Consider the following 21,214-nt stretch of genomic DNA (forward strand, 5'->3'; position numbering starts at 1 on the left):
AGTTAAAGACTTTATTCCCCGGTCACAAATAAACTATTCGGGAAAAACACCTACTCAACAGTGACACTTTTCGCTAGATTGCGGGGCTGATCGACATCGGTGCCTTTGAGGACGGCGACGTGATAGGCCAGCAATTGCAGGGGAATGGTGTAGACAATGGGCACCGTGCTTGGATTGATATCTGCCAGCGTGAGTGACTGGTATTTGTCCAGTTCGATATTGACCGCCTTGTCACTGAACAGGAACAGCTCGCCTCCCCTGGCGCGTACTTCCTGCAGGTTCGACAGCACCTTGTCCAGCAGGGGATCGTTGGGCAGGGCGCAGACCACCGGCATTTTTTCATCCACCAGCGCCAGGGGACCGTGCTTCAACTCACCTGCCGGATAGGCTTCGGCATGAATGTAGGAGATTTCCTTCAGCTTCAGCGCACCTTCCATGCCGATGGGGTAGAAAGGCCCGCGACCGAGGAACAGGGCATGTTCTTTGTCCGAGAAGGATTCGGCCATGTGCTGGATAGCACCGCTGAGCTTGAGCGCCACTTCAAGCTGTCGTGGCAGAGCGTGCAGCTCTTCGATGAGGAGGCGCTGTTCTTCCTCGCTTTGTCCCATCCGTTTGGCCAGCGCCAGCACCAGCAGGCGCAGGGCGACCAGCTGGGTGGTGAACGCCTTGGTCGAGGCCACGCCAATCTCGGTGCCTGCACGGGTCATGAGTGCCACGTCGGATTCACGCACCAGAGAACTTTCGGGCACATTGCACACTACCATGCTGCCCAGGTAACCTTTCTTCCGTGTCTCCCGCAATGCAGCGAGGGTATCTGCGGTTTCACCGGACTGGGAGATGGTGACGAACAGGGTGTCTTCCGGCACCACAGTTCTGCGATAGCGGTATTCACTGGCGACCTCGACCATGCAGGGTATGCCGATATCTTCGAACCAGTAACGGGCGACCAGTCCGGCGTGGTAGCTGGTGCCGCAGGCGATGATATGCACCTGCTTGGTCTTGTCCAGCAATGCTCTGGTTTCATAGCCAAAGCTTTCTTCCAGCAGTCTGCCCTTGTGGATACGCCCTTCCAGGGTTTCCGCCACCACACCGGGCTGCTCGAATATTTCCTTGAGCATGTAATGACTGTAGGGGCCTTTGTCTGCGGCGCTGGCATTGAGCTTGGATGACTTTACCGGACGATCTACCTCCACACCATCCTGGTCGAAAATCTTTACATGATCACGGTAGATTTCCGCCAGATCACCTTCCTGCAGAAAGATGAAATCATGGGTTTCCGGCAACAGGGCAAAGACATCGGATGCGATGAAGTGCTCACCGTCTCCCACACCGATGACCAAAGGGCTGCCGGCACGAGCGACGACGATGCGATCAGGATCATCCGGGGTTGAGGCGGCCAGCGCATAGGCGCCGACCAGGCGGGAGATGACCTTGCGGAACGCGGTTGGCAGATCCTTTTCGGCTTTCAGCGCCCGCGCCAGCAGATGGGCGATGACTTCGGTATCTGTTTCCGACACGAAGCGATAGCCTTCGGCTTCGAGTTCGGCACGCAATTCGGTGTGGTTTTCGATGATGCCGTTGTGCACGATCGCCACCTGCTCGCCACTCATGTGCGGATGGGCATTGCGCTCGGCGGGAATGCCATGGGTGGCCCAGCGGGTGTGGGCTATGCCGAGGTCGCCGGCGATAGGCGCATCTTGCAAACGCTCTGCCAGCGAAGCGACCTTGCCGACGGAGCGTATGCGTTGCATATGGCCATTGCCATCCCTGATGGCAATGCCGGCCGAATCATAACCGCGATATTCCAACCGCCGCAGCCCTTCCATGAGTATGGGGGTTACGTCCCTGGTTGCAATGGCGCCAACGATTCCACACATGTTATTTCTCCTTGCTGGGCCGCTTCCAGCCCCTGATGGTCACTTGTTTGCCCCGCGCCAATGTGAGCTCGCCCGCTTCCGCATCCTTTGCAATGACCGAGCCTGCCCCGATGGTGGCGTTTTGCCCGATACGCACCGGGGCCACGAGCGCTGCATTCGAACCGATAAATGATTTGTCTTCGATAACCGTCTGGTGCTTGTAGGCACCGTCATAGTTGCAGGTGATGGTGCCGGCGCCAATATTCACACCGCTTCCCATTTGTGTGTCACCGATGTAGCTCAGATGATTGACCTTGGAACCCAGGCCAATGGTGGAGTTCTTTATCTCCACGAAATTACCCACATGAGCACCACCCACCAGTTCGGTACCTGGCCGGATGCGGGAGAACGGGCCGATGGCACTGTCCGGACCGATGACGGCATCTTCGATCACACAGTTTTCCCGGATGCAGACGTTATCTGCCACCTGCACATTGCGCAGCACCGTGTTTGCGCCGATGGTTACATTGTTGCCGAGAACAACCTGGCCTTCGATGATGACATTCACGTCCAGGATGACATCGGTGCCGGCAGTCAGACTGCCACGCAGATCGAAGCGGGCGGGGTCTTTCAGGGTAACACCATCACGCATGAGCGCTTCGGCCTGCCAGCGCTGCAGCACCCGTTCCAGGGACGCCAGTTGCAGGCAATCGTTGATGCCTTCCGCCTCCACCGTATCCGCGGGCTGGGTAACATGAATGTCCACGCCGTCACGAACGGCCATGGCAATGATATCGGTAAGGTAATATTCGCCCTGCGCATTCTGCGGGGACAGTTCCTGCAGCCAGCCCCGCAGCCTTGCGGTATCGATGAGCATGATGCCGGTGTTGATCTCGGGAATGGCGAGCTGCTCTTCGCTGGCATCCTTCTGCTCGACGATGCGCAGCACCCTGCCATCGGCATCACGTTCGATGCGCCCGTAACCGATTGGATCGTCCAGGGTAACAGTCATCAGGCCGAGTCCGGATACCGCCTCGTGGACCAACGCCTGCAGACTCTCCGCCCTGATGAGCGGCACATCGCCGTAGAGCACCAGCACTTTGTCCATGTCCTGCAACAGGGGCATGGCCTGCTGCACCGCGTGGCCCGTGCCCAGCTGTTCGGCCTGCTCGACCCAGAGAATATCGGGGTTGTCGATGGTGTCGCGGACCCGTTCACCGCCATGACCATAGACCACGACGGTCTTAGCCGGCTGCAGGGAGCGGGCGGTTTCGAGCACATGGGCCAGCAGTGGACGGCCGGCAAGAGGATGAAGCACCTTGGGCAAACTGGACTTCATTCTTGTGCCCTGCCCCGCTGCGAGAATGACAATACCCAGTTTCATGTTGATCTCTTCCTTAATTGATACTGGTTGACCCCGGCGCCTGTACGGAATGGATGCCGCTGGTACGGTCTTCTCCCGGCTGCGCATCACGCACCTCAAGTATCTTGACCTGCACCGTCAGCGTTTTGCCCGCCAGGGGATGGTTTCCGTCGATGCTCACCTTACCATCTTCGATTTTTGCGATAAAGAAGGTCTTGGTCTCTCCCGCTTCGTTCTGCATCTGCACTTCCGCACCCACATGGCGGAACTGGGGAGGCACGTTGTCCAGGTCGTCGGTGAAGGTCAGTTCGGGATCATGCTCGCCGAATGCTTCTTGCGGTGGCAATTCCACTTCCACTTCGTCGCCCGCTTTCTTTCCGGCGATGGCCTTGTCCATACCGCCGATCAGTTCGGTATCTGAACCGTAGACGAATCCGATGGGCAGATCATGCTGCTCGACCACATTACCATCCTGGTCGCGGATGGTGTAACTGATGGAAACATATTTTCCGGGTTGTACGATTTCTTTGCTCATAATAAGGATTCTATAAAAAACGAACAGCCCTGGCAGCTTTCACCGCCAGGGCCGATAGATAATATATTGGCGCTAAACTACCGTTAACTTTTAATTTTACGCAGTTTTTCAATAGCCCGAAGTTGCGCCATGGCTTCAACGAGTTCGGCCTGTGCCTTGGCCAGTTCCATTTTGCTGGAGTTATTGGCCAGGGCCGCTTCGGCGCGTTGTTTGGCTTCTTTTGCCGCCAGTTCATCCAGGTCAGCGGCACGGATGCCGGTATCCGCCATGATGGTGATGCGGAAAGGCTGCACTTCGATGATACCCCCGGACACATAGAAATGTTCCATGGGCTTGCCCTGCCCCGGATCGACACGCACGTCGCCGGGCCTGAGCCGGCTGACCAGCGGCGCGTGCCGGGGTGCGATACCGATCTCGCCCATCACGGCAGGCGCATAGATCATTTCGCCCTGCCCTGAAAACAGACTGCCTTCAGCACTGACGATATCCACATGCACGGTCATGGCCATGATTTATTCTCCGGCTTGGGGTCAGCTTTGCTGACCGCCTCGTTCGATGACATCCTCGATACCACCGCACATATAGAAAGCCTGCTCGGGCAGGTGGTCATACTCACCCGCGACGATGGCCTTGAACGACTTGATGGTATCCTTGAGGGAAACATATTTACCCGGCGCACCGGTGAATACTTCCGCCACGAAGAAGGGCTGGGACAGGAAGCGCTGGATCTTACGTGCGCGCTGTACGACCAGTTTGTCGTCTTCGGACAGTTCATCCATACCCAGGATGGCGATGATGTCTTTCAGTTCCTTGTAGCGCTGCAGCACACCCTGAACCGCACGGGCGGTTTCATAGTGCTCTGTGCCCACCACATGGGGATCAAGAATTCTTGAGGTGGAATCCAGGGGATCCACCGCGGGGTAGATACCCAGTTCGGCGATCTGCCGGGACAGCACCAAGGTCGCGTCCAGGTGGGCAAATGTCGTTGCGGGAGACGGGTCGGTCAGATCGTCCGCAGGCACATAGACGGCCTGGAAGGAGGTGATGGAACCGGTCTTGGTGGAGGTGATGCGTTCCTGCAGCACGCCCATTTCTTCCGCCAGGGTGGGCTGGTAGCCTACCGCAGAAGGCATGCGCCCCAGCAGTGCGGATACCTCGGTACCCGCCAGGGTGTAACGGTAGATGTTGTCGATGAACATCAGTACGTCCCGGCCTTCGTCACGGAAGTATTCCGCCATGGTCAGGCCGGTAAGCGCGACGCGCAGGCGGTTACCGGGAGGCTCGTTCATCTGGCCGTAGACCAGGGATACCTTGTCCAGTACGCCGCCTTCGCTCATTTCATGATAGAAGTCGTTACCCTCACGGGTACGCTCGCCCACACCAGCGAATACGGAGAAACCGGAGTGCTCCACGGCAATGTTACGGATCAGCTCCATGAGGGTTACGGTCTTGCCCACACCGGCGCCACCAAACAGGCCAACCTTGCCGCCCTTGACGATGGGCATGATCAGGTCGATAACCTTGATGCCTGTCTCGAGCACCTCGGTGGTGGTGGCCTGGTCTTCCAGCTTGGGAGCTTCACGGTGGATGGGCATAACTACGTCGGTCTTTACCGGACCGGCATCGTCCACCGGTTCACCTAGCACATCCATGATCCGCCCCAGGGTACCCTGGCCAACCGGTACGCTGATTGGCGCTTCGGTGTTGACAACATCCAGACCCCGCTTGAGACCATTGGTCGAACCCATGGCGATGGTACGCACCACGCCGTCGCCCAGTTGCTGCTGCACTTCCAGAATCAGGTTTTCCGATTCGATCTTCAGTGCGTCATAGATCTTTGGCATGGAGTCACGTGGAAACTTAACGTCTACCACAGCACCAATGATTTCCACCACATTACCCGTACTCATGTGCGGATCCTCTTAATATTTAATGTCCGTGTCGTCTGCAAAGACGACGAATAACAAAATGTTTAAATTCTCTATACGGCCGCAGCACCACTGACGATCTCAGATATCTCCTGAGTGATCGCCGCCTGCCGCGCCTTGTTGTAAACCAGTTCCAGCTCGTCGATGAGGCTGCCGGCATTGTCAGATGCCGCCTTCATGGCCACCATTCTCGCGGACTGTTCGCAGGCACCGTTTTCCACGACGGCCTGGTAGGCCAGGGACTCCACGTAACGCGCCAGCAGATCCTGCAGCACAACATCAGCGTCCGGCTCATAAATATAGTCCCAGTGAGTGCGCAGCTTGGCCGCCTCTTCCTCGTCTTCCTCTGCCTCTGGCAGGGGCACCAGTTGCTCGACGATCGGCTCCTGGGTCATGGTATTGACGAAGCGATTGTAGGCAATGCGAATCTCATCCACCTCGCCGTCCACATAGGCATCCAGCATGACCTTGACCGTACCTACCAGATCTTCCATATGGGCAGACTCGCCAATCTGGGTGGCCTGCGCCATGACCTGTCCACCGACGCGGCTGAAAAAAGCCACCGCCTTGCTGCCCACCAGGCAGTAGCGGACATCCACGTCTTCATCATGCAGCTTCTCCACGTCCTTGACCAGGCGGCGGAACAGGTTGTTGTTCAGGCCGCCGCACAGCCCACGGTCGGAAGACACGATGATGTAACCCACGGACTTGATGCCCCTGCGAACCATGAAAGGGTGCTTCACCTGCGGATGCGCCATGGCCAAATGTCCGATGACGGTACGCATCTTTTCCGCATAGGGACGCGACGCATGCATGCGATCCTGCGCCTTGCGCATTTTCGCTGCGGCAACCATTTCCATCGCACGCGTTATCTTTTGCGTGTTCTTGATGGAGCCGATCTGTGTGCGTATCTCTTTAGCGCCTGCCATGTTTCAACCTTGTCTGTCTGTTGGATGTCAGCTGCAAGTTACCAGCTGTGATTGGCCTTGAAATCTTTCAGCGCTTCATGGAAGGCGTTTTCGATTTCATCGTTCCAGTCGCCGCTCTCGTTCACCTTGCTCACCAGTTCACTCTGGCTGCTGTTCATGTAGGACAGCAGCGCCGCCTCGAAATCCACTACCTTTTCGGCATCCACGTCATCCAGGTAGCCTTCGTTGGCAGCGAACAAGGAAATGGCCATTTCCGCGATGGACAGGGGCGAATACTGACCCTGCTTCATCAGCTCGGTAACACGCTGTCCGCGCTCCAGCTGCTTGCGGGTGGCTTCGTCCAGATCAGAAGCGAACTGGGAGAAAGCCGCCAGTTCACGGTACTGGGCCAGCGCCAGGCGAACACCGCCACCCAGCTTCTTGATGATCTTGGTCTGGGCCGCACCACCCACCCGGGATACGGACAAACCGGCGTTGATGGCAGGACGTACGCCAGCGTTGAACAGGTCGGACTCGAGGAAGATCTGACCATCGGTGATGGAGATAACATTCGTGGGTACGAAAGCGGACACGTCACCTGCCTGGGTTTCGATGATGGGCAAGGCGGTCAGAGAGCCGGTCTTGCCTTTCACTTCACCGTTGGTGCGCTTTTCGACCTCTTCCGCATTGATGCGCGCGGAGCGCTCCAGCAGGCGGGAATGCAGGTAAAAGACGTCACCCGGATAGGCCTCACGGCCCGGCGGACGGCGCAGCAGCAGGGATACCTGGCGATAGGCCCAGGCCTGCTTGGTGAGGTCATCATAAATGATCAGGGCATCTTCGCCGCGGTCACGGAAATACTCACCCATGGTGCAACCGGCGTAAGGGGCCAGGAACTGCATGGCAGCCGAATCGGCGGCGGGAGCAGCCACGATGATGGTGTGCTCCATGGCGCCATGCTCTTCGAGCTTGCACACCAGCTGGGCGATAGTGGAGTTCTTCTGTCCCACCGCCACGTAGATACACTTAACGCCGGTGCCTTTCTGGTTGATAATGGCATCGATGGCGATGGCGGACTTGCCGGTCTGGCGGTCGCCGATGATCAGCTCGCGCTGACCGCGGCCGATAGGCACCATGGCATCGATGGCCTTGATACCGGTCTGCACCGGCTGATCGACAGATTTACGCGCAATAACGCCGGGGGCAATCTGTTCCATGGCGGCTGACAGCTTGGTGTCTATGGGACCCTTGCCATCCAGAGGATTGCCCAGAGTATCCACTACCCGACCCAGCAGCTCGGGGCCGATGGGCACTTCCAGCACCCTGCCGGTACATTTCACCGAATCACCTTCGGTAATGTGCTTGTAATCACCCAGCACTACTGCGCCTACGGTGTCACGCTCCAGGTTCAGAGCCAGGCCGTAGGTGTTGCCCGGGAATTCGAGCATTTCGTAGGACATGACATCGGCCAGTCCGTGAATCTGCACGATTCCGTCAGTAACGGCGGTTACTGTACCTTCATTATGAGCTTCTGACTTCAGATCGAATTTCTCGATTCTGCTCTTGATCAGCTCGCTTATCTCAGAGGGATTGAGTTGCATGTCGCTTACCCGCTTAAATTCCTAATTCGTTGGCCAGCTGGGACAACTGCCCAGCCACTGAACCATCAATAACCATATCGCCTGCGCGAATCTTCACCCCACCGATCAGCTCCGGATCTTTGGTGCTGCTGATCTTCACGTCCCGCCCCAGCTTTTTTTTCAAAGCGGCGGCAAGCTCTTTCTCAGCGGCGGGCTTCAGCGCATAGGCGGAAATAACTTCCACATCGATGGCACCATCATGTTCGCTCTTCATCTGCTGAAACAGATTCGAAATCTCCGGTAGCGCCGGGAGACGGTCGTTTTCCACCAGCAGCCGCACCAGGTTCTGTCCTTCGTCGGTCAGCTGATCCTTGCCGATATCCAGCAGCAGTTGCAGCTTGCGTTCGTGAGCCACCGAAGGATTGACGATGATATCGGCGACCGATTCATCAGAAACCACGGCAGCGAGAAACGCCAGCATCTCCATCCAGCTGTCCAGCGCATCCGTTTCCACGGCGCGATCGAATACCGCTTCGGCGTAGGGTCTGGCAATGGTAATCAAATCATCGGACATGATATTGCCTAGATCTGCTTGGCCAGGGAGTCCACAATATCCTTGTGAGCTTCAGCGTTGATTTCCTTGCGCAGAATTTTTTCCGCACCCATGACCGCAAGCTCCGCCACCTTGGACCGCAGCACTTCCCGCGCCTTGTTGGCTTCCTGATCGATTTCAGCACGGGCGGCGGTAAGCAAACGTTCACCTTCGCTCCGCGCCTGGTCTTTCGCTTCATCCACGATCTCTGCGGCACGCTTTTCTGCCCTGGCAACGATTTCTGCAGACTGCTGTTTGGCTTCGTGAAGCTTCTCCAGTGCTGCCTGCTGCGCCAGTTCTTTCTCATGTACACCACGTTCGGCAGCGGCCAGACCGTCGGCAATACGCGCTTTGCGCTCTTCCATTGCCTTGATCATCGGCGGCCAGACATATTTCATGGTGAACCATACGAACACCGCAAAAGATATCAGTTGGGCGATGAGAGTCAGATTTATATTCATCCCGTTACCCCATTAAAGACGAGAGGTTTGATAGTCACCCGAGGTCTTAACCTGCGAGGGCAAAAAGCACGTACATACCCAGACCCACAGCGATCATGGGTACGGCGTCCGTCAGGCCCATGACGATGAAGAATTGTGTACGCAACATGGGAATCAACTCCGGTTGGCGAGCGGCGCCTTCCAGGAAGCGTCCCCCGAGGACGCCGATACCGATAGCGGCGCCCACAGCGCCCAACCCCATCATGATAGCGGCGGCAATAACCAGCAGTGCTTGTTCCATGATTGTCTCCAGTTCTCAATAAAGATAAAAATAAAAGTTAAAAAACCAAATCAGTGTTCACTGTGCGCCATGTCCAGATAGACGATGGTCAGGGTCATAAAAATGAACGCCTGCAGCGTAATGATCAGAATATGGAACACCGCCCATACGAACTGCAACACGCCACCAAAAATTCCCAGGCCGATACCGGCGCCGTACATCAATGCGACCAGAATAAAGATCATCTCCCCCGCATACATGTTACCGAACAGACGCAGGGAAAGCGAAAGCGGCTTGGCCAGCAGGTTGACACCTTCGAGAAAAAGGTTGATGACGAAAAATATGGGCTTCAGCGCCATACTTTCGGTCTGGAAAGGCATGCCGGTGAGTTCATGGACAAAACCGCCCACACCCTTGATCTTGATACTGTAATAAATGATCAGCGCAAAAACGCCCAGCGCCAGGGCAAAAGTGATGTTGGGATCTGTTGAGGGCACCACTTTCATGTGGTGGATACCGATGGCGCCTGCCAGGCGAGGCAGCACATCGACGGGCACCAGATCCATCAGATTCATCAGAAAAACCCAGCAGAAAACTGTCAGCGCCAGGGGAGCAATCAGGGGATTGCGTCCGGAGAAAGAACCCTTGACGCTGTCCTCGACAAAATCCACCATTGTCTCGACAAAATTCTGCAGCTTGCCGGGAACTCCGGAAGTGGCATTTTTCGCCGCTTTGTAAAAGAAGTAGCCGAAAACCAATGCCAGCGCGGTAGACCAGAACAGGCTGTCCAGATGCAGCGCCCAGAACCCCATTTCCTTGGCTTCTGCCGCGCTGTGCGCGATCCCCCAATGCCCGTCCGGAAACTTCCCGAAGGTCAGATTGGTGAGATGGTGCTGAATATATTCGCTGGAAGTAACTGTTTCGCCGGAAGCCATCGTCTCAACTTATCTCTGCGCCTTCCCTGTCAGCCAATGAGCCAGCACGGGAGACACTACCTGAACCAGAAAAAAACTCACAAAAAGAGCCACTGCGTTCAGCGGCCTCAACCATATAAATATAACTGCAAAAGCACAGGCCACAAAAACCAGCTTGCCGACCTCTGCAATGTAGAATCTTGTTACCAGGATGCCGGGTTGCTGCGCCCGGTAAGGTGCAAAAACCCAAAACGCGAAAATCGCACTTGCCCCCAGCGCAATGACACCGCCCAGAAATGCCGACAATGCCGCTGTTTTTCCAACCGCCATACCGGCCAGTGTTGCTGCTGTAACCAGCCCTGCCTGTACAAACAGCAGCTGCTTCACGCGCTGCCAGTCCATCGGCTTGCCCATCATGCTGCGCTGCCTCCCTGCAAAGCGAGCGCATCATAAGTTTTTTCACGCATAAGGTCAACCGATACAGCTATTAAAGCATACTGCAGCTGCAGGGGGTTTGTATATGCGAAATCGCAAAAAATGCCCCCGGCAGCAAAAATCATTTGATATGCACCATGATCCCTTCGAGCTCATCCAGACTGTTATAGCTGATCACCAGCTTTCCCTTGCCGTTTGCGGCCTGTTTCAGCTGCACTGGCGCCCCCAGCCTGTCCGTAAGGCCCTGAATCAGGCGGCGCACGTCCGGATCGTCTTCGACGGATGGCGCAACACGGCGGGCAGGCTCGCCGCCATGCTCCTTGAAGCGGCGCACCAGCGCTTCTGTTTCCCTGACAGACAACCCTTTCTTCACCACGAGCTGGGCTGCCTGACTTTGCAGATCGGCTTCCAGTGAGAGCAGCGCCCGGGCATGACCCATTTCCAGATGCCCGGCCTCGACCTGCACTTTCACGTCCGGATTCAACTCCAGTAGACGCATCAGATTGGTGACCGTGGTGCGCGATTTTCCCACCGCCTGGGCAATCTGCTGATGGGTGAGCTCGAATTCCTCCAGCAAACGGTGCAGGGCCTGGGCTTCTTCCAGGGGATTGAGATCGTCACGCTGGATATTCTCGATCAGCCCCATGGCCATGGCGGCCTGGTCGTCAACATCCCGCACCACCACGGGTATTTCGGTCAGTCCCGCCAGCTGGGCCGCGCGCCAGCGGCGCTCGCCGGCGATCAGTTCGTAGGTATTCTCTCCTGCCGGGCGTACCACCACAGGCTGCACCACGCCTTGCGCGGCGATGGAGTCGGCCAGTTCGCGCAGGCGGTCCTCGTCGAAATGCCGCCGGGGCTGAAAACGCCCGCGCTGCACCAGATCCACCGCCAGCATTTTCGGCACGCCATCACCGGCAGCCGGCGCTTCCCTGTTGTTGCGGGGTGCAGACTGCGCTCCCCCGAGAAGGGCATCCAGGCCCCTGCCTAATCCTCGTTTTGCCATAATATTCAGTCGCTTGTTGATTGTGACTCGTGCCGACGCACCATTTCACTCGCCAGGGCCATATAGCTTACCGCCCCTCGCGAATACCTATCATACAGCAGAACCGATTGCCCATGGCTGGGCGCTTCGGCAACCCGGACGTTGCGCGGAATGATGGTGCGGAACACTTCGTCGCTGAAATGCTCAATGAGCTGGCGGGAGACTTCGGCGGAAAGCCGGTTGCGCATGTCATGCATGGTGCGCAGTATGCCTTCGAGTTTCAGCGCCGGGTTATAGTATTCACGGATCTGCTCGATGGTGTTGAGCAGCCCGGAAAGCCCCTCGAGGGCATAGTATTCTGTCTGCAGGGGGACCAGCACCCCGCCGCTGGCAACGAAGGCATTGATAGTCAGCATACTCAGGGAAGGCGGGCAATCGATCAGGACATAGTCGTAATTGTCCTGAATGGGCTTGAGCGAAAGCGCCAGGCGGCGCTCTTTCATGGGATGATTCATCAGGCCGACTTCCGCAGCCGTCAGATCGGTATTGGATGGCAGCACGTCGAACTGGTCTGCCACACTGCGCTGCAACACGCCTCGCACAGGTGTGTTCTCCAGCAGCACGTCACAGGCGGACAGCTCCAGCTCATGTTTGTCCACACCGCAGCCCATGGTGGCGTTTCCCTGCGGATCCAGATCCACCAGCAGCACACGCTTGCGTACCCCCGCCAATGCAGAAGCGAGATTCACCGCTGTCGTCGTTTTGCCAACCCCGCCCTTCTGGTTGGCGATACTGATGATCCGCACCATGTAATGCCTATGATCCTGAATGGAAAGGCGTCAGTTTACCAGCCTGAGCGGCAAGGTGGTAGAAAGGCAGCGGCGCTCCCTGTCAGGCTCTGAGCGGAGGATGATTCCAGCCCATATCCAGCGGCGCTGCCATCTCTGACTGGCTGGCGGAAAGCACCCCGTTGCGCAGCATGGCTGGGGTATCCTGTTCACTCCCGATAGGCACCCTTTCCTCCAGGTGGACAGCCACCACATCACTGTCCGGCAAGGGCATGGCACCGAAGAAGTTCCGCAGGCGCACCCGCCATTTTCCCACTCCCGCAGCATCCCAGCATGCCAGCACACCCGTCACGTTCTGCTCCACCGGCAGGTAGGCGAAGAGACCGGTTTCGGGATCCGGCCGGTGATGGCGGATAACGCCCTGGGCATTCCTGACCTTCACCTCATCCAGCAGCGGTCGCCAGTGCACGCCGTCACCACTGACCTCCACCACATAGCTGTGCCTGAGCAAGGGTACGCCCTGGACAAGGAAACCTTCGGATGCCGGTTTCATGTCCCGCAGGAAAAGCTCCTGAGGAACCGCGGTGACTGCCGGCAAGCCGCCCACCAGCGCAATCGTCCCTGCTGCCGCATTTACCCGCGGGGCAATCGTAAGGCTGGCATCCCTGCAGCCCCGTTCTGTGGGAACGCACTGGAATTTGCTGCGTGCACCCGATCTGCTTCTGGAAAGAATGGCCCTCACGCGCAATGTCCGGCTGTTTTCGGCACAATCGAGACGGTAGGCATCGAGATCGACGGGCAGCTGCAGGACATAATCCACACCTTCACGCGGTATACTTCCCAGGGAGGACAGCGCCATGTCCGCCGTCCCCAGGTGCTTCACGAAGGTGCTGTTTCCGTCAGTATCTGCCCAGAAAGTGACATGATGGTGCTCGGGAAGATGCCCCGGACCTTCCACATGCACGACCGCCACCAGCAGCTCATCCTGCACCAGACCGATGCCACACAGTACCTCGTCGGTAACCCGCGTCGGCTTCTGTACTACGGGTGCCGGCGATTGGGCACTCATACAGACCGTGGTCTCCATGATCCCGCCAAAAACCGGTTGCCAGTCCGGTGACCCGGCGGGGGGCGCATCATTCCAGGACAGTATGGCCCTGAGCCGGGCGCTGCCGGCGGGAAAGGACACAGCATCTTCCGGCAGCACCAGGGAAACGGCATATTGCCGGTCGCTGAGCGCAAAGGCATTGCGCACTTCCACGCTGGTACAACCCTGATCCTCCCAGCTCTGCCCTCCGTCAAAAGAAAAATAGAAGCGCACGTATTCCGGCGCACTGCTGATACGCGTCCCCGCGCCATAACCGCTGGAACGGAACAGGCTGATGACGGCGGCCAGCTGACGCTTCTCGGGGCTGTAACCCAGACAGGAAAGCGCCTCATAAATAAGTATTGCAGCTTACGGGAGATCTGGCGGGAAAATGGCTGAACGCGGCATTACCGAAATAGTTGGGGTTGCTTTGCAGCAACAGCCTGAACATGCGCCGCTCACGCAGCATTGGCTGATCCTTTCCCCGTATCGCGTCACTGCTTTGCCTGACCATCTCGAATCACTCCCGCAACTGAATCTGAAACTACGGTATGACTATAGACAGGATCAGGAAGGCTGCCTATGGACAAACACCCCGAGTGTTTGTAGGACAATTCTCACATTTTGCCCGTCAAAGGAGGGCAGATCAGGATACCGTGGCGCCGGGCGTCCTCACCCGGGACGGCAAGCTTATGTATTTTATAGTTAATTTCACCTGACAGCGCATCGAGCTCATCCCCGGGAACCGTACCCTTCATCGCCAACCAGCTTCCCCCGGGAGCCAGCAGATGACGGGTGAGTTCGACCATGTCCGGCAGTGAGGCAAAGGCACGGGAAGTGATGGTGTCGAACAGCCGTGGGGGATGATACTGCTCAACCCGCACCTGTTCGACCTGTACGTTGTCCAGCCTCAGCTCAAGCTTTGCCTGCCTGAGAAAACGGGTCTTCTTGCCGTTGGTATCGAGCAGGGTAAACGCACGTTCAGGATTCATGATGGCCAGGGGAATCCCCGGCAACCCGGCGCCACTGCCCACATCCAGCACATGTTCGCCACGCAAGAGATCCTGAATTGAAAGGCTGTCGAGCAACTGCCGCGACACCACGATGGCGGGATCACGCACGGCCGTGAGATTGAAAGTCCTGTTCCACTTTTCCAGCAATGCCAGATAGTCCAACAATTGCCGCTGCTGATGAGCAGTTGCGGCCAGCTTCATTTCCGCCAGCCCCTGGCTCAGCTGCTGCTCCCATCTGTCCGGCATCAGGAAAGCCCGTCGGCAAGCTCCTGCAGCAGTGCCTCGGTACTGCCCCAGTCCATGCAGGCATCGGTGACAGACACGCCGTGGCGCAGCTGAGCAAGGTCTTTGGGAATGGGCTGATTGCCTTCGTGCAAATGGCTTTCCAGCATGATGCCCATGATGGAGGTATTGCCCGCACGGATCTGGTTGAGCACATCCCTTGCCACCAGACTCTGCTGCCGGGGGTCTTTCTCCGAATTGTCATGGCTGCAATCGACCATGATGTTCTGGGGCAGTTTTGCCGCCTGCAGCGCCTGCTCGCAGCGTGCCACGTTCACGGACGAATAGTTCGGCTGGCCGCCGCCACCGCGCAGGATCACATGCCCGCAGGCATTTCCCCGCGTGCGGATGATGGCGGTGCGCCCCTGGGGATTGATGCCGAGAAAACTGTGTGGTTCGGAAACGGCATGCAGGGCATTGATGGCCACGTCCAGGCTGCCGTCGGTGCCGTTCTTGAAACCCACGGGCATGGACAGGCCCGAAGCCATTTCCCGGTGCGTCTGGGATTCCGTGGTGCGCGCCCCGATAGCGGCCCAGGAAAACAGGTCGGCAAGATACTGGGGGCTGATGGGATCCAGCGCTTCGGTCGCCACTGGCATGCCCATTTCTGCCAGATCCACCAGCAGGCGGCGGGCGATATGCAGCCCTTCTTCCAACTGAAAACTGTCGTCCATATGCGGATCGTTGATCAGGCCTTTCCAGCCCGTGGTGGTGCGCGGTTTTTCGAAATACACACGCATCAGTATCAGCAGCGAAGAAGACAGTTTCTGCGAAAGTGCCAGCAGGCGTTGCGCATACTCCAGGGCAGCTTCGGGATCGTGAATGGAACAAGGGCCGACGACAACCAGCAGACGGGAATCCCTGCCATCCAGCACAGCCTTCACCGCCTGGCGGCCGGAGGCCACGGTCTCTCTGGCAACATCAGACAGGGGAAGTTTCTCGCGCAGGGCCGCGGGGCTGAGAATGACATCCTCCGCCAGCACATTGGTGTTGGCAAGATGCTTCACGGCGGCAGCCTGTTTCGGATCATCCATTGTAGGATTCTCGGGCATTGTTCATTACCTGTTGATTGATGGTCGCCAGATCATAGACGCCGTTCTGGTCCAGTTCCCCCACCAGATCCTGGCGTATTTTCACGGTGAGTTCCGCCAGCGCGGTGGAAATGGCGCTGCCTTCGCTGCGATCCAGGGAGGCATCCCTGGCAGAACGGTTGAACACTTCCAGAAACTGCTGGTACTGCTCCAGCACCGCCGGGCTGGCCACCATGGCCAGCTTGTGGGTGAGAAACTGCAGGCGCACATGATCCTGTTCGGTGACCGCCTTGTCCAGCATCAGCTGCTCGATATGGCTGATGAAGTCCATGTAGATCTCGGACTTGAGTTCGATGAACTTGATGCTCTGCTCTTTCTTCAGCTCCACTTCCGTCTGCTTGTTGAGCAGCATGGCGGTAATGAGCACCGTGGCCACCGTACCCAGAATGATCAGCACGATCTCCTGGGTAAAGGGCATCTTGTCCATCACCCGGTAGGCATAGCGCAGGAAGGCATAGCCTCCCACCACCACGGTGGCAGTCAGGCTCAGGTAGATCAGGTTTTCACGAAATGTCTTCATCCTTCCCGGTTCAGATTTCCCGCAGGCCTTCCGAAGGCTCCACACGTGCGGCGCGAATACCCGCGAGTATAGCAGCCAGTATGGAAGCACCCGCAGTTATCGCCAGAGCAATAGCATAGTGTTCCGGCAGCAGGCGGCAGATCTTCTGGGCGCTTTCCAGCTGGGGCGCGAGCATGAAATTGATGCTCCAGGCAGCAGCAAGATAGATACCACAGGCCAGCGCCCAGCCGAAAACGGCGGTGTACAGGCCCTGCACCACGGGAAACAGGATGATATCGCCGGTACGGAAACCCACTAGGCGCAGCACCGACAGTTCCTTGCGTTTGCGGTCCACGTTGGCCCACAGGCTGGCCCCCAGGGAAAGGGAGAAGCCCCCCAGCCCGATGAGGGCGATGGCCCAGTAGATGGCCGACAGGGTGTTGTCCATGCGCCGCACGCTTTCGATATCCGCCGCCTGGGTGCGCACTTCGATACCACTGCGCTCGAAACTGTCGTTCAGGGCCGCCACGTCGTAGATGGAACGGGCATACAGGCGGAAACCGGTGTAGCTGCGCGCCTGTACCGCCGCACTGCCCTCCCAGCCCAGGGCAGGAACGGCACGGCCATCGCGGAAATCCTCCAGCGCCTCCACCAGCATCACCGAAGCAAACAGACCGTCTCGCCTGAAACCGGTGGCCGGTGCCACCGCCGCCACCTGCAGATCCATGGCGACACGCTCCTTCCTGCCCCGGAAGCGACGCTGCAGGCTACCTTCGATATGATCACCGGCACTCACCTGCAGTTTCTTTGCAGCACTGGCGGACAGCACGACCCTGTCCATCCCGGAAGGCGGCTCAAGCTGCGGATCCAGCAGAGGATCACCTTTTGCTGACGGTATCACCTCGAACTGCAGGATACGCCCGGCCTGCTCGCTGCTCACCGACAGGGTGGACGCAATGCTGCGGATACGCGGCACGATGAAAGCCACATCGTCCCGCTTGCGCAGGCTGTCTATCCATACCCGGTCGTAATGGCCACTGCCCACGGGGCGGATCTCGCGCTTGGCCGGATTTTCGACCAGCTCGTCTATCATGGTGCCCACGATGCCGAACTTCAGCCCGAACAGCACCAGCATGGGTCCCAGCACCGCGGCCAGCGCCAGCACGAAGCAGACAGAGATCTGCCATTCGTGAAAATAGTCCCTGCTGGCCAGGGCCAGGGTCTGACGTTTCTGGCGCAGCATCAGCCACTCACCACGGTTTCTGTCATGCGGCCATCCTTCGAGCGCCGGGTGTGGTGTGCCAGTCTGCGCAGCCCAAGCTGCTTGATATGCCGCCAGGCATGGCTGGCAACAATAACGGTAATGTTGCGCTCTTCCACCATGCCGATAAAAAGTGACATGATCTTTTCCGCCGCAAAGGGATCCACCGATGCCGTGGGTTCGTCTGCAATGATGATAGCAGGGCGGTGCGCCAGCGCCCGGCCGATGGCCACACGCTGGCGTTCCCCCGTGGACAGGGCGTCGGGAAGTTTTTTCAGATGGCGCGTCAGTCCCAGCTCCCTCGCCAGGGTCTCCACCGTGCCGTCATCCTTCATGCCCAGCATCTGGCGGGAGAGATTGATGTTGTCGTAGATATTCAGATAAGGCAGCAGACCGCCGGTCTGCATAACATACCCCATGTGCGCCTTGCGCAGGGCGGCCAGCCGGTTGCGCCTGTGCTTACGCCAGGCAAGGCCGATATCGACCTCTGTGTTGCTGTCCGCATGGAAGCTGAAGTTACCGATGTCGCTGGGCTGCAGAATAAAGGCCAGCATGTCCAGCAGGGTGGACTTGCCGCAGCCACTCTCGCCGATCAGGGCGATCTTCTCGCCCCGCTGGATGCGCAGGGACGGCACCCGCAGCCCGAAGCTGTAGCCGTTGCTGCTGCGGGTCTTGGCGACATCCTTGAGCTGGTAGATGACCCCGGAAGGGCTGTTTTCCTGCATCAGGGCAGCATATCCAGGGACAGGGGAAAGACCGAATCACCGCTGACCGGGCCGTTGTCCAGACTGATCCACAGATCGGTGTTGTCATGCAGGGCCTGGTAGTAGGTGACCTTCTCTTCCAGGCGGCGCAGGAATTCGATCTGCTGTGCCGCTGGCCAGCTCTGCCAGTCGTCCAGGGACAGGGACATGACCTCGCCGGTGTAGGGCAGCCCTTCGATATAGTCGCCGATGAAGCCCATGTCCACCAGGCTGTTGCCCTCCCCGGCGGTGGTCGCCGTGGTACGCCCCAGTTCTTCCGGGTTGCGCGAAATGGTGGCTGCCAGGCTCTTGAGTTCGTTGATGAAATTCTGGGGCGACAGCAGTCCGTCCTCCGCGGTGCGCAGCACCTGGCGCAGGATATCGTGCATATCCGACAGCTGATCCCGGGTCAGCAGAACCCGCACGTCCACGGTCTGGCGTTGTGGCTGGCTCATGTCATGATCCAGCATCCAGGCGTTGAACACCCGGGGAGGCTGGCCCTGAAACTGTTGCAGGTACTGCATGCGCAGGGCATAACCCAGTTTTTCCACCTTGAGCTGCAATTCGGTGAGACGGGTATTCTCTTTCGCCTCGGGCCGGGCAGGCTGCGGCTGTGCTTCCAGCCCTTGGGCGACCTGGGCGGAAATCTGCCCGGCAAGGCTGTCCAGTACGGTGCCGAACTCTTCCACGTTCCCAGTCGGCACGCCGTAATACAGGCTGCCGATACCGGGAAAATCGGACAGCTCGCGGTACTGGGCTTCCGCCCTGGCATGATCCGCGTTTTCGGACGGAGTCTTCAGGTGCAGCACGAAGATGGCGATGCCGTTGTCCTGGGCCAGCTGGCGCAGGGCCACCGTTCCCAGGCCGGTGGTGGACAGGGGATCGTCACCCTCCCGCGCCCCAGCATCGGTGATGAGTACGATATAGCGGGCGTCGTGCCCCTGCCAGCCCATGCCTTCGATGGCCTGCTGCAGGCCGGCGTAGGCGTCCTCGCGGAAATCCTTGCTGGAAACCTTCGCCGCGGAGAGCTGGTCCACCTTTTCCAGAAACACGCCGGGATCACGCCCCTGCTCCAGGGTGACGTAGGTGCGCGCGGTGTAATCCAGTCCGGGCGCCGCCTTCGCATTGTCGCGGAATGCCACCAGGCCGAAATTCACCCTGCCCAGCTGCCTCGCATCCCCGAGCTGGTCGTAGATTTTCATCACCGCCTCACGGGTGCGCTGGATGTATTCATCCATGGAGAGGCTGGCGTCGATGACGAACACCAGGCCGGCGGTGTATTCCCGCTTCGCCCCGTCAGCCGCCGGCGCCGCCTTCCTGCTGGCCAGAGGTACACTGGCGATTTTCAGCATGCGCGCCTGTTCGGTTCCCAGCCAGGTGTCCTTGAAATCGAGGATGGGCACCAGGTAGAAATCTTTGCGGATGTCGATATGACCGGCGGGCTGGATCGCCACCACCGGCGAGTCTGCAGGCAATTCTCCCTGTACCGCCTGTTCGTAGAGCTTGCGGTAGGTTTCGCTGCCCGGCTGCCTGGCCAGCGCTTCAAGGGAAGCCTTGTCGCGCAGCATCAGCACCCGGTCATGTCCCGACGGATCACGGAACACCACGGTGAGCCCCTGGTTCCAGGAGATACTGTCCTTCGCCGCCAGCCAGCCGGAGAGGCTGCCGTGCTTGTCCACGCCCACCAGCAGCCATTCATTTCCCTGAACCGGCTTGCGCTCATAGACATAGAAGGCGCTGAATGGCGTAACCGCCGTACCCTGTTCATCTCCCGGCTGATCATGGAGACGGGCATCCGGAATGGCCAGCACCCGCTGATAGAGCGCCTGCTTGCCTTCCATGAGCAGTGGCTTTTTCGTATCCGCCAGCGCCTGCCCGCCCAGCAGAACCAGGAGCACCAGTAAACCCAAACCACCGATCTTCATCATTTGCTTCATTTCCATTTTTCCAGCAGTACGGCCGCCTGCTCATCGCCTGAGCTGGCCGCTTTTTCCAGCTCAACCAGCAGTTGCTGCAGACGCTGCTGCGCCACGCCGCTGCCGTTGCGCCGCGCCTGCTCGTACCACTTGTGGGCCTGCACCACGTCCGGCTGGGAAAGCACCGTGCTCCCCGCCCTGAAATACGCAGGATCCGCCTGCTGGGCCAGCATCATGGCCGCTTCGGCAGAACCGTCTTTCGCCGCTTTGAAATACAGCAGCCAGGCATCCCCCAGCTTCCCCTCCGACTGGAAGGCCTGCGCCTGGGCAAGCAGCGCATCCACGCCCAGCCCTTCGCTGGCAGCCTTGGCAAGATAGGCACGCGCCGCCTCGCCTTCCACCCCGGCAGAGCCCGTTTTGGTTTCAGCAGGCGCTTCATTCGCGGCAGTCCCGGCCCGGCTCTCTGCAGGGACTGTGGGTGCGGGCGTCTCTGCGGGCGCTTCTCCCGGCGGGGGTATGTCTTCTGCCTTTTTCTCCTTGTCCGGCACCATCATCACTGCAACCACGGTTACGGCGATCACCAGGCTGATGATCAGCCACAGGCGGTTGGAGGTGGAATTGCTGCTCTTGTTTTGTCCTTCTTGCATGGAGACACCGGCAAACCTGGAGGGTATGACTAACACTCTTCGACGAAAGAGCGATATTATCGCACAACCATCCG

Annotated in this window: 22 protein-coding genes; all 22 read right to left on the reverse strand. The window is 58.6% G+C overall.

Annotated elements, in window-relative coordinates; translation table 11 throughout:
* Nucleotides 1–50 precede the first annotated feature (50 nt).
* Nucleotides 51–1,877 carry a glutamine--fructose-6-phosphate transaminase (isomerizing) gene (gene glmS / locus ACOCD2_RS00380; RefSeq protein WP_293643792.1) on the reverse strand — a complete coding sequence of 609 codons (1,827 nt, stop codon included), beginning with the start codon at nucleotides 1,875–1,877 and terminating at the stop codon, nucleotides 51–53.
* Nucleotide 1,878: 1 nt separating this feature from the next.
* Nucleotides 1,879–3,240, reverse strand: coding sequence for a bifunctional UDP-N-acetylglucosamine diphosphorylase/glucosamine-1-phosphate N-acetyltransferase GlmU (glmU, locus tag ACOCD2_RS00385; protein WP_293643794.1), 1,362 nt, complete (start codon nucleotides 3,238–3,240; stop codon nucleotides 1,879–1,881).
* A gap of 13 nt (nucleotides 3,241–3,253) precedes the next feature.
* Complete coding sequence (locus ACOCD2_RS00390) at nucleotides 3,254–3,754, reverse strand: FKBP-type peptidyl-prolyl cis-trans isomerase (RefSeq protein WP_293643796.1); 501 nt, start codon at nucleotides 3,752–3,754, stop codon at nucleotides 3,254–3,256.
* 83 nt (nucleotides 3,755–3,837) lie between these two features.
* Nucleotides 3,838–4,263 (reverse strand): F0F1 ATP synthase subunit epsilon, encoded by a 426-nt coding sequence (locus ACOCD2_RS00395; RefSeq protein WP_293643798.1) that lies wholly within the window; start codon nucleotides 4,261–4,263, stop codon nucleotides 3,838–3,840.
* Between the two features lie 21 nt (nucleotides 4,264–4,284).
* The gene (gene atpD / locus ACOCD2_RS00400; RefSeq protein ID WP_293643800.1) at nucleotides 4,285–5,664 is read right to left on the reverse strand and encodes a F0F1 ATP synthase subunit beta; all 1,380 of its coding nucleotides are present in this window, start codon (nucleotides 5,662–5,664) and stop codon (nucleotides 4,285–4,287) included.
* A 71-nt stretch (nucleotides 5,665–5,735) separates the two neighbouring features.
* The gene (gene atpG, locus ACOCD2_RS00405) at nucleotides 5,736–6,611 is read right to left on the reverse strand and encodes a F0F1 ATP synthase subunit gamma (RefSeq protein ID WP_293643802.1); all 876 of its coding nucleotides are present in this window, start codon (nucleotides 6,609–6,611) and stop codon (nucleotides 5,736–5,738) included.
* A gap of 38 nt (nucleotides 6,612–6,649) precedes the next feature.
* Entirely contained in the window at nucleotides 6,650–8,191 is a 1,542-nt protein-coding gene (gene atpA / locus ACOCD2_RS00410) for a F0F1 ATP synthase subunit alpha (RefSeq protein WP_293643804.1), read from the reverse strand.
* Nucleotides 8,192–8,204: 13 nt separating this feature from the next.
* Nucleotides 8,205–8,744 (reverse strand): F0F1 ATP synthase subunit delta, encoded by a 540-nt coding sequence (locus tag ACOCD2_RS00415; protein ID WP_293643806.1) that lies wholly within the window; start codon nucleotides 8,742–8,744, stop codon nucleotides 8,205–8,207.
* 8 nt (nucleotides 8,745–8,752) lie between these two features.
* On the reverse strand, nucleotides 8,753–9,223 hold the full coding sequence (locus ACOCD2_RS00420; protein WP_293643808.1) for a F0F1 ATP synthase subunit B: 471 nt from the start codon (nucleotides 9,221–9,223) through the stop codon (nucleotides 8,753–8,755).
* 46 nt (nucleotides 9,224–9,269) lie between these two features.
* Nucleotides 9,270–9,503, reverse strand: coding sequence for a F0F1 ATP synthase subunit C (gene atpE, locus ACOCD2_RS00425; protein WP_041064531.1), 234 nt, complete (start codon nucleotides 9,501–9,503; stop codon nucleotides 9,270–9,272).
* A 50-nt stretch (nucleotides 9,504–9,553) separates the two neighbouring features.
* Nucleotides 9,554–10,417, reverse strand: a complete 864-nt coding sequence (gene atpB, locus ACOCD2_RS00430; RefSeq protein ID WP_293643810.1) for a F0F1 ATP synthase subunit A — start codon at nucleotides 10,415–10,417, stop codon at nucleotides 9,554–9,556.
* A gap of 9 nt (nucleotides 10,418–10,426) precedes the next feature.
* Nucleotides 10,427–10,813, reverse strand: a complete 387-nt coding sequence (locus ACOCD2_RS00435; RefSeq protein ID WP_293643812.1) for an ATP synthase subunit I — start codon at nucleotides 10,811–10,813, stop codon at nucleotides 10,427–10,429.
* A 139-nt stretch (nucleotides 10,814–10,952) separates the two neighbouring features.
* Nucleotides 10,953–11,834, reverse strand: a complete 882-nt coding sequence (locus ACOCD2_RS00440) for a ParB/RepB/Spo0J family partition protein (protein ID WP_293643814.1) — start codon at nucleotides 11,832–11,834, stop codon at nucleotides 10,953–10,955.
* Between the two features lie 5 nt (nucleotides 11,835–11,839).
* Complete coding sequence (locus ACOCD2_RS00445) at nucleotides 11,840–12,622, reverse strand: ParA family protein (protein WP_293643816.1); 783 nt, start codon at nucleotides 12,620–12,622, stop codon at nucleotides 11,840–11,842.
* 82 nt (nucleotides 12,623–12,704) lie between these two features.
* The gene (locus ACOCD2_RS00450; RefSeq protein WP_293643818.1) at nucleotides 12,705–13,922 is read right to left on the reverse strand and encodes a hypothetical protein; all 1,218 of its coding nucleotides are present in this window, start codon (nucleotides 13,920–13,922) and stop codon (nucleotides 12,705–12,707) included.
* Between the two features lie 383 nt (nucleotides 13,923–14,305).
* Complete coding sequence (gene rsmG, locus ACOCD2_RS00455) at nucleotides 14,306–14,947, reverse strand: 16S rRNA (guanine(527)-N(7))-methyltransferase RsmG (RefSeq protein ID WP_293643820.1); 642 nt, start codon at nucleotides 14,945–14,947, stop codon at nucleotides 14,306–14,308.
* Nucleotides 14,947–16,017: a 3-deoxy-7-phosphoheptulonate synthase gene (locus ACOCD2_RS00460; RefSeq protein ID WP_293687627.1), complete on the reverse strand. Its 1,071-nt coding sequence runs from the start codon at nucleotides 16,015–16,017 to the stop codon at nucleotides 14,947–14,949. The genes rsmG and ACOCD2_RS00460 overlap by 1 nt, the downstream gene beginning before the upstream one ends.
* Nucleotides 16,010–16,594: a hypothetical protein gene (locus ACOCD2_RS00465; protein WP_293643824.1), complete on the reverse strand. Its 585-nt coding sequence runs from the start codon at nucleotides 16,592–16,594 to the stop codon at nucleotides 16,010–16,012. Before ACOCD2_RS00465 ends, ACOCD2_RS00460 begins: the two co-directional genes overlap by 8 nt.
* A gap of 10 nt (nucleotides 16,595–16,604) precedes the next feature.
* A complete protein-coding gene (locus ACOCD2_RS00470; protein WP_293643826.1) occupies nucleotides 16,605–17,816 on the reverse strand; it encodes an ABC transporter permease in 1,212 nt (403 codons plus the stop codon).
* Nucleotides 17,816–18,559, reverse strand: coding sequence for an ABC transporter ATP-binding protein (locus ACOCD2_RS00475; protein ID WP_293643828.1), 744 nt, complete (start codon nucleotides 18,557–18,559; stop codon nucleotides 17,816–17,818). The genes ACOCD2_RS00470 and ACOCD2_RS00475 overlap by 1 nt, the downstream gene beginning before the upstream one ends.
* Nucleotides 18,559–20,520: a vWA domain-containing protein gene (locus ACOCD2_RS00480; protein ID WP_293643830.1), complete on the reverse strand. Its 1,962-nt coding sequence runs from the start codon at nucleotides 20,518–20,520 to the stop codon at nucleotides 18,559–18,561. Before ACOCD2_RS00480 ends, ACOCD2_RS00475 begins: the two co-directional genes overlap by 1 nt.
* Nucleotides 20,511–21,140, reverse strand: a complete 630-nt coding sequence (locus ACOCD2_RS00485) for a hypothetical protein (RefSeq protein ID WP_293643832.1) — start codon at nucleotides 21,138–21,140, stop codon at nucleotides 20,511–20,513. Before ACOCD2_RS00485 ends, ACOCD2_RS00480 begins: the two co-directional genes overlap by 10 nt.
* Between the last annotated feature and the right edge of the window lie 74 nt (nucleotides 21,141–21,214).

Source organism: Thiolapillus sp. (genome assembly GCF_048562965.1).
GTDB classification, from domain to species: Bacteria; Pseudomonadota; Gammaproteobacteria; order Chromatiales; family Chromatiaceae; genus Thiolapillus; species Thiolapillus brandeum_A.

Excerpts from the sequence above, each read along its gene's own strand:
- glmS (WP_293643792.1), bottom strand. The coding sequence starts at position 1,877 with ATGTGTGGAATCGTTGGCGCCATTGCAACCAGGGACGTAACCCCCATA.
- glmU (WP_293643794.1), bottom strand. The coding sequence starts at position 3,240 with ATGAAACTGGGTATTGTCATTCTCGCAGCGGGGCAGGGCACAAGAATG.
- ACOCD2_RS00390 (WP_293643796.1), bottom strand. The coding sequence starts at position 3,754 with ATGAGCAAAGAAATCGTACAACCCGGAAAATATGTTTCCATCAGTTAC.
- ACOCD2_RS00395 (WP_293643798.1), bottom strand. The coding sequence starts at position 4,263 with ATGGCCATGACCGTGCATGTGGATATCGTCAGTGCTGAAGGCAGTCTG.
- atpD (WP_293643800.1), bottom strand. The coding sequence starts at position 5,664 with ATGAGTACGGGTAATGTGGTGGAAATCATTGGTGCTGTGGTAGACGTT.
- atpG (WP_293643802.1), bottom strand. The coding sequence starts at position 6,611 with ATGGCAGGCGCTAAAGAGATACGCACACAGATCGGCTCCATCAAGAAC.
- atpA (WP_293643804.1), bottom strand. The coding sequence starts at position 8,191 with ATGCAACTCAATCCCTCTGAGATAAGCGAGCTGATCAAGAGCAGAATC.
- ACOCD2_RS00415 (WP_293643806.1), bottom strand. The coding sequence starts at position 8,744 with ATGTCCGATGATTTGATTACCATTGCCAGACCCTACGCCGAAGCGGTA.
- ACOCD2_RS00420 (WP_293643808.1), bottom strand. The coding sequence starts at position 9,223 with ATGAATATAAATCTGACTCTCATCGCCCAACTGATATCTTTTGCGGTG.
- atpE (WP_041064531.1), bottom strand. The coding sequence starts at position 9,503 with ATGGAACAAGCACTGCTGGTTATTGCCGCCGCTATCATGATGGGGTTG.
- atpB (WP_293643810.1), bottom strand. The coding sequence starts at position 10,417 with ATGGCTTCCGGCGAAACAGTTACTTCCAGCGAATATATTCAGCACCAT.
- ACOCD2_RS00435 (WP_293643812.1), bottom strand. The coding sequence starts at position 10,813 with ATGATGGGCAAGCCGATGGACTGGCAGCGCGTGAAGCAGCTGCTGTTT.
- ACOCD2_RS00440 (WP_293643814.1), bottom strand. The coding sequence starts at position 11,834 with ATGGCAAAACGAGGATTAGGCAGGGGCCTGGATGCCCTTCTCGGGGGA.
- ACOCD2_RS00445 (WP_293643816.1), bottom strand. The coding sequence starts at position 12,622 with ATGGTGCGGATCATCAGTATCGCCAACCAGAAGGGCGGGGTTGGCAAA.
- rsmG (WP_293643820.1), bottom strand. The coding sequence starts at position 14,947 with ATGCCGGACAGATGGGAGCAGCAGCTGAGCCAGGGGCTGGCGGAAATG.
- ACOCD2_RS00460 (WP_293687627.1), bottom strand. The coding sequence starts at position 16,017 with ATGGATGATCCGAAACAGGCTGCCGCCGTGAAGCATCTTGCCAACACC.
- ACOCD2_RS00465 (WP_293643824.1), bottom strand. The coding sequence starts at position 16,594 with ATGAAGACATTTCGTGAAAACCTGATCTACCTGAGCCTGACTGCCACC.
- ACOCD2_RS00470 (WP_293643826.1), bottom strand. The coding sequence starts at position 17,816 with ATGCTGCGCCAGAAACGTCAGACCCTGGCCCTGGCCAGCAGGGACTAT.
- ACOCD2_RS00475 (WP_293643828.1), bottom strand. The coding sequence starts at position 18,559 with ATGCAGGAAAACAGCCCTTCCGGGGTCATCTACCAGCTCAAGGATGTC.
- ACOCD2_RS00480 (WP_293643830.1), bottom strand. The coding sequence starts at position 20,520 with ATGGAAATGAAGCAAATGATGAAGATCGGTGGTTTGGGTTTACTGGTG.
- ACOCD2_RS00485 (WP_293643832.1), bottom strand. The coding sequence starts at position 21,140 with ATGCAAGAAGGACAAAACAAGAGCAGCAATTCCACCTCCAACCGCCTG.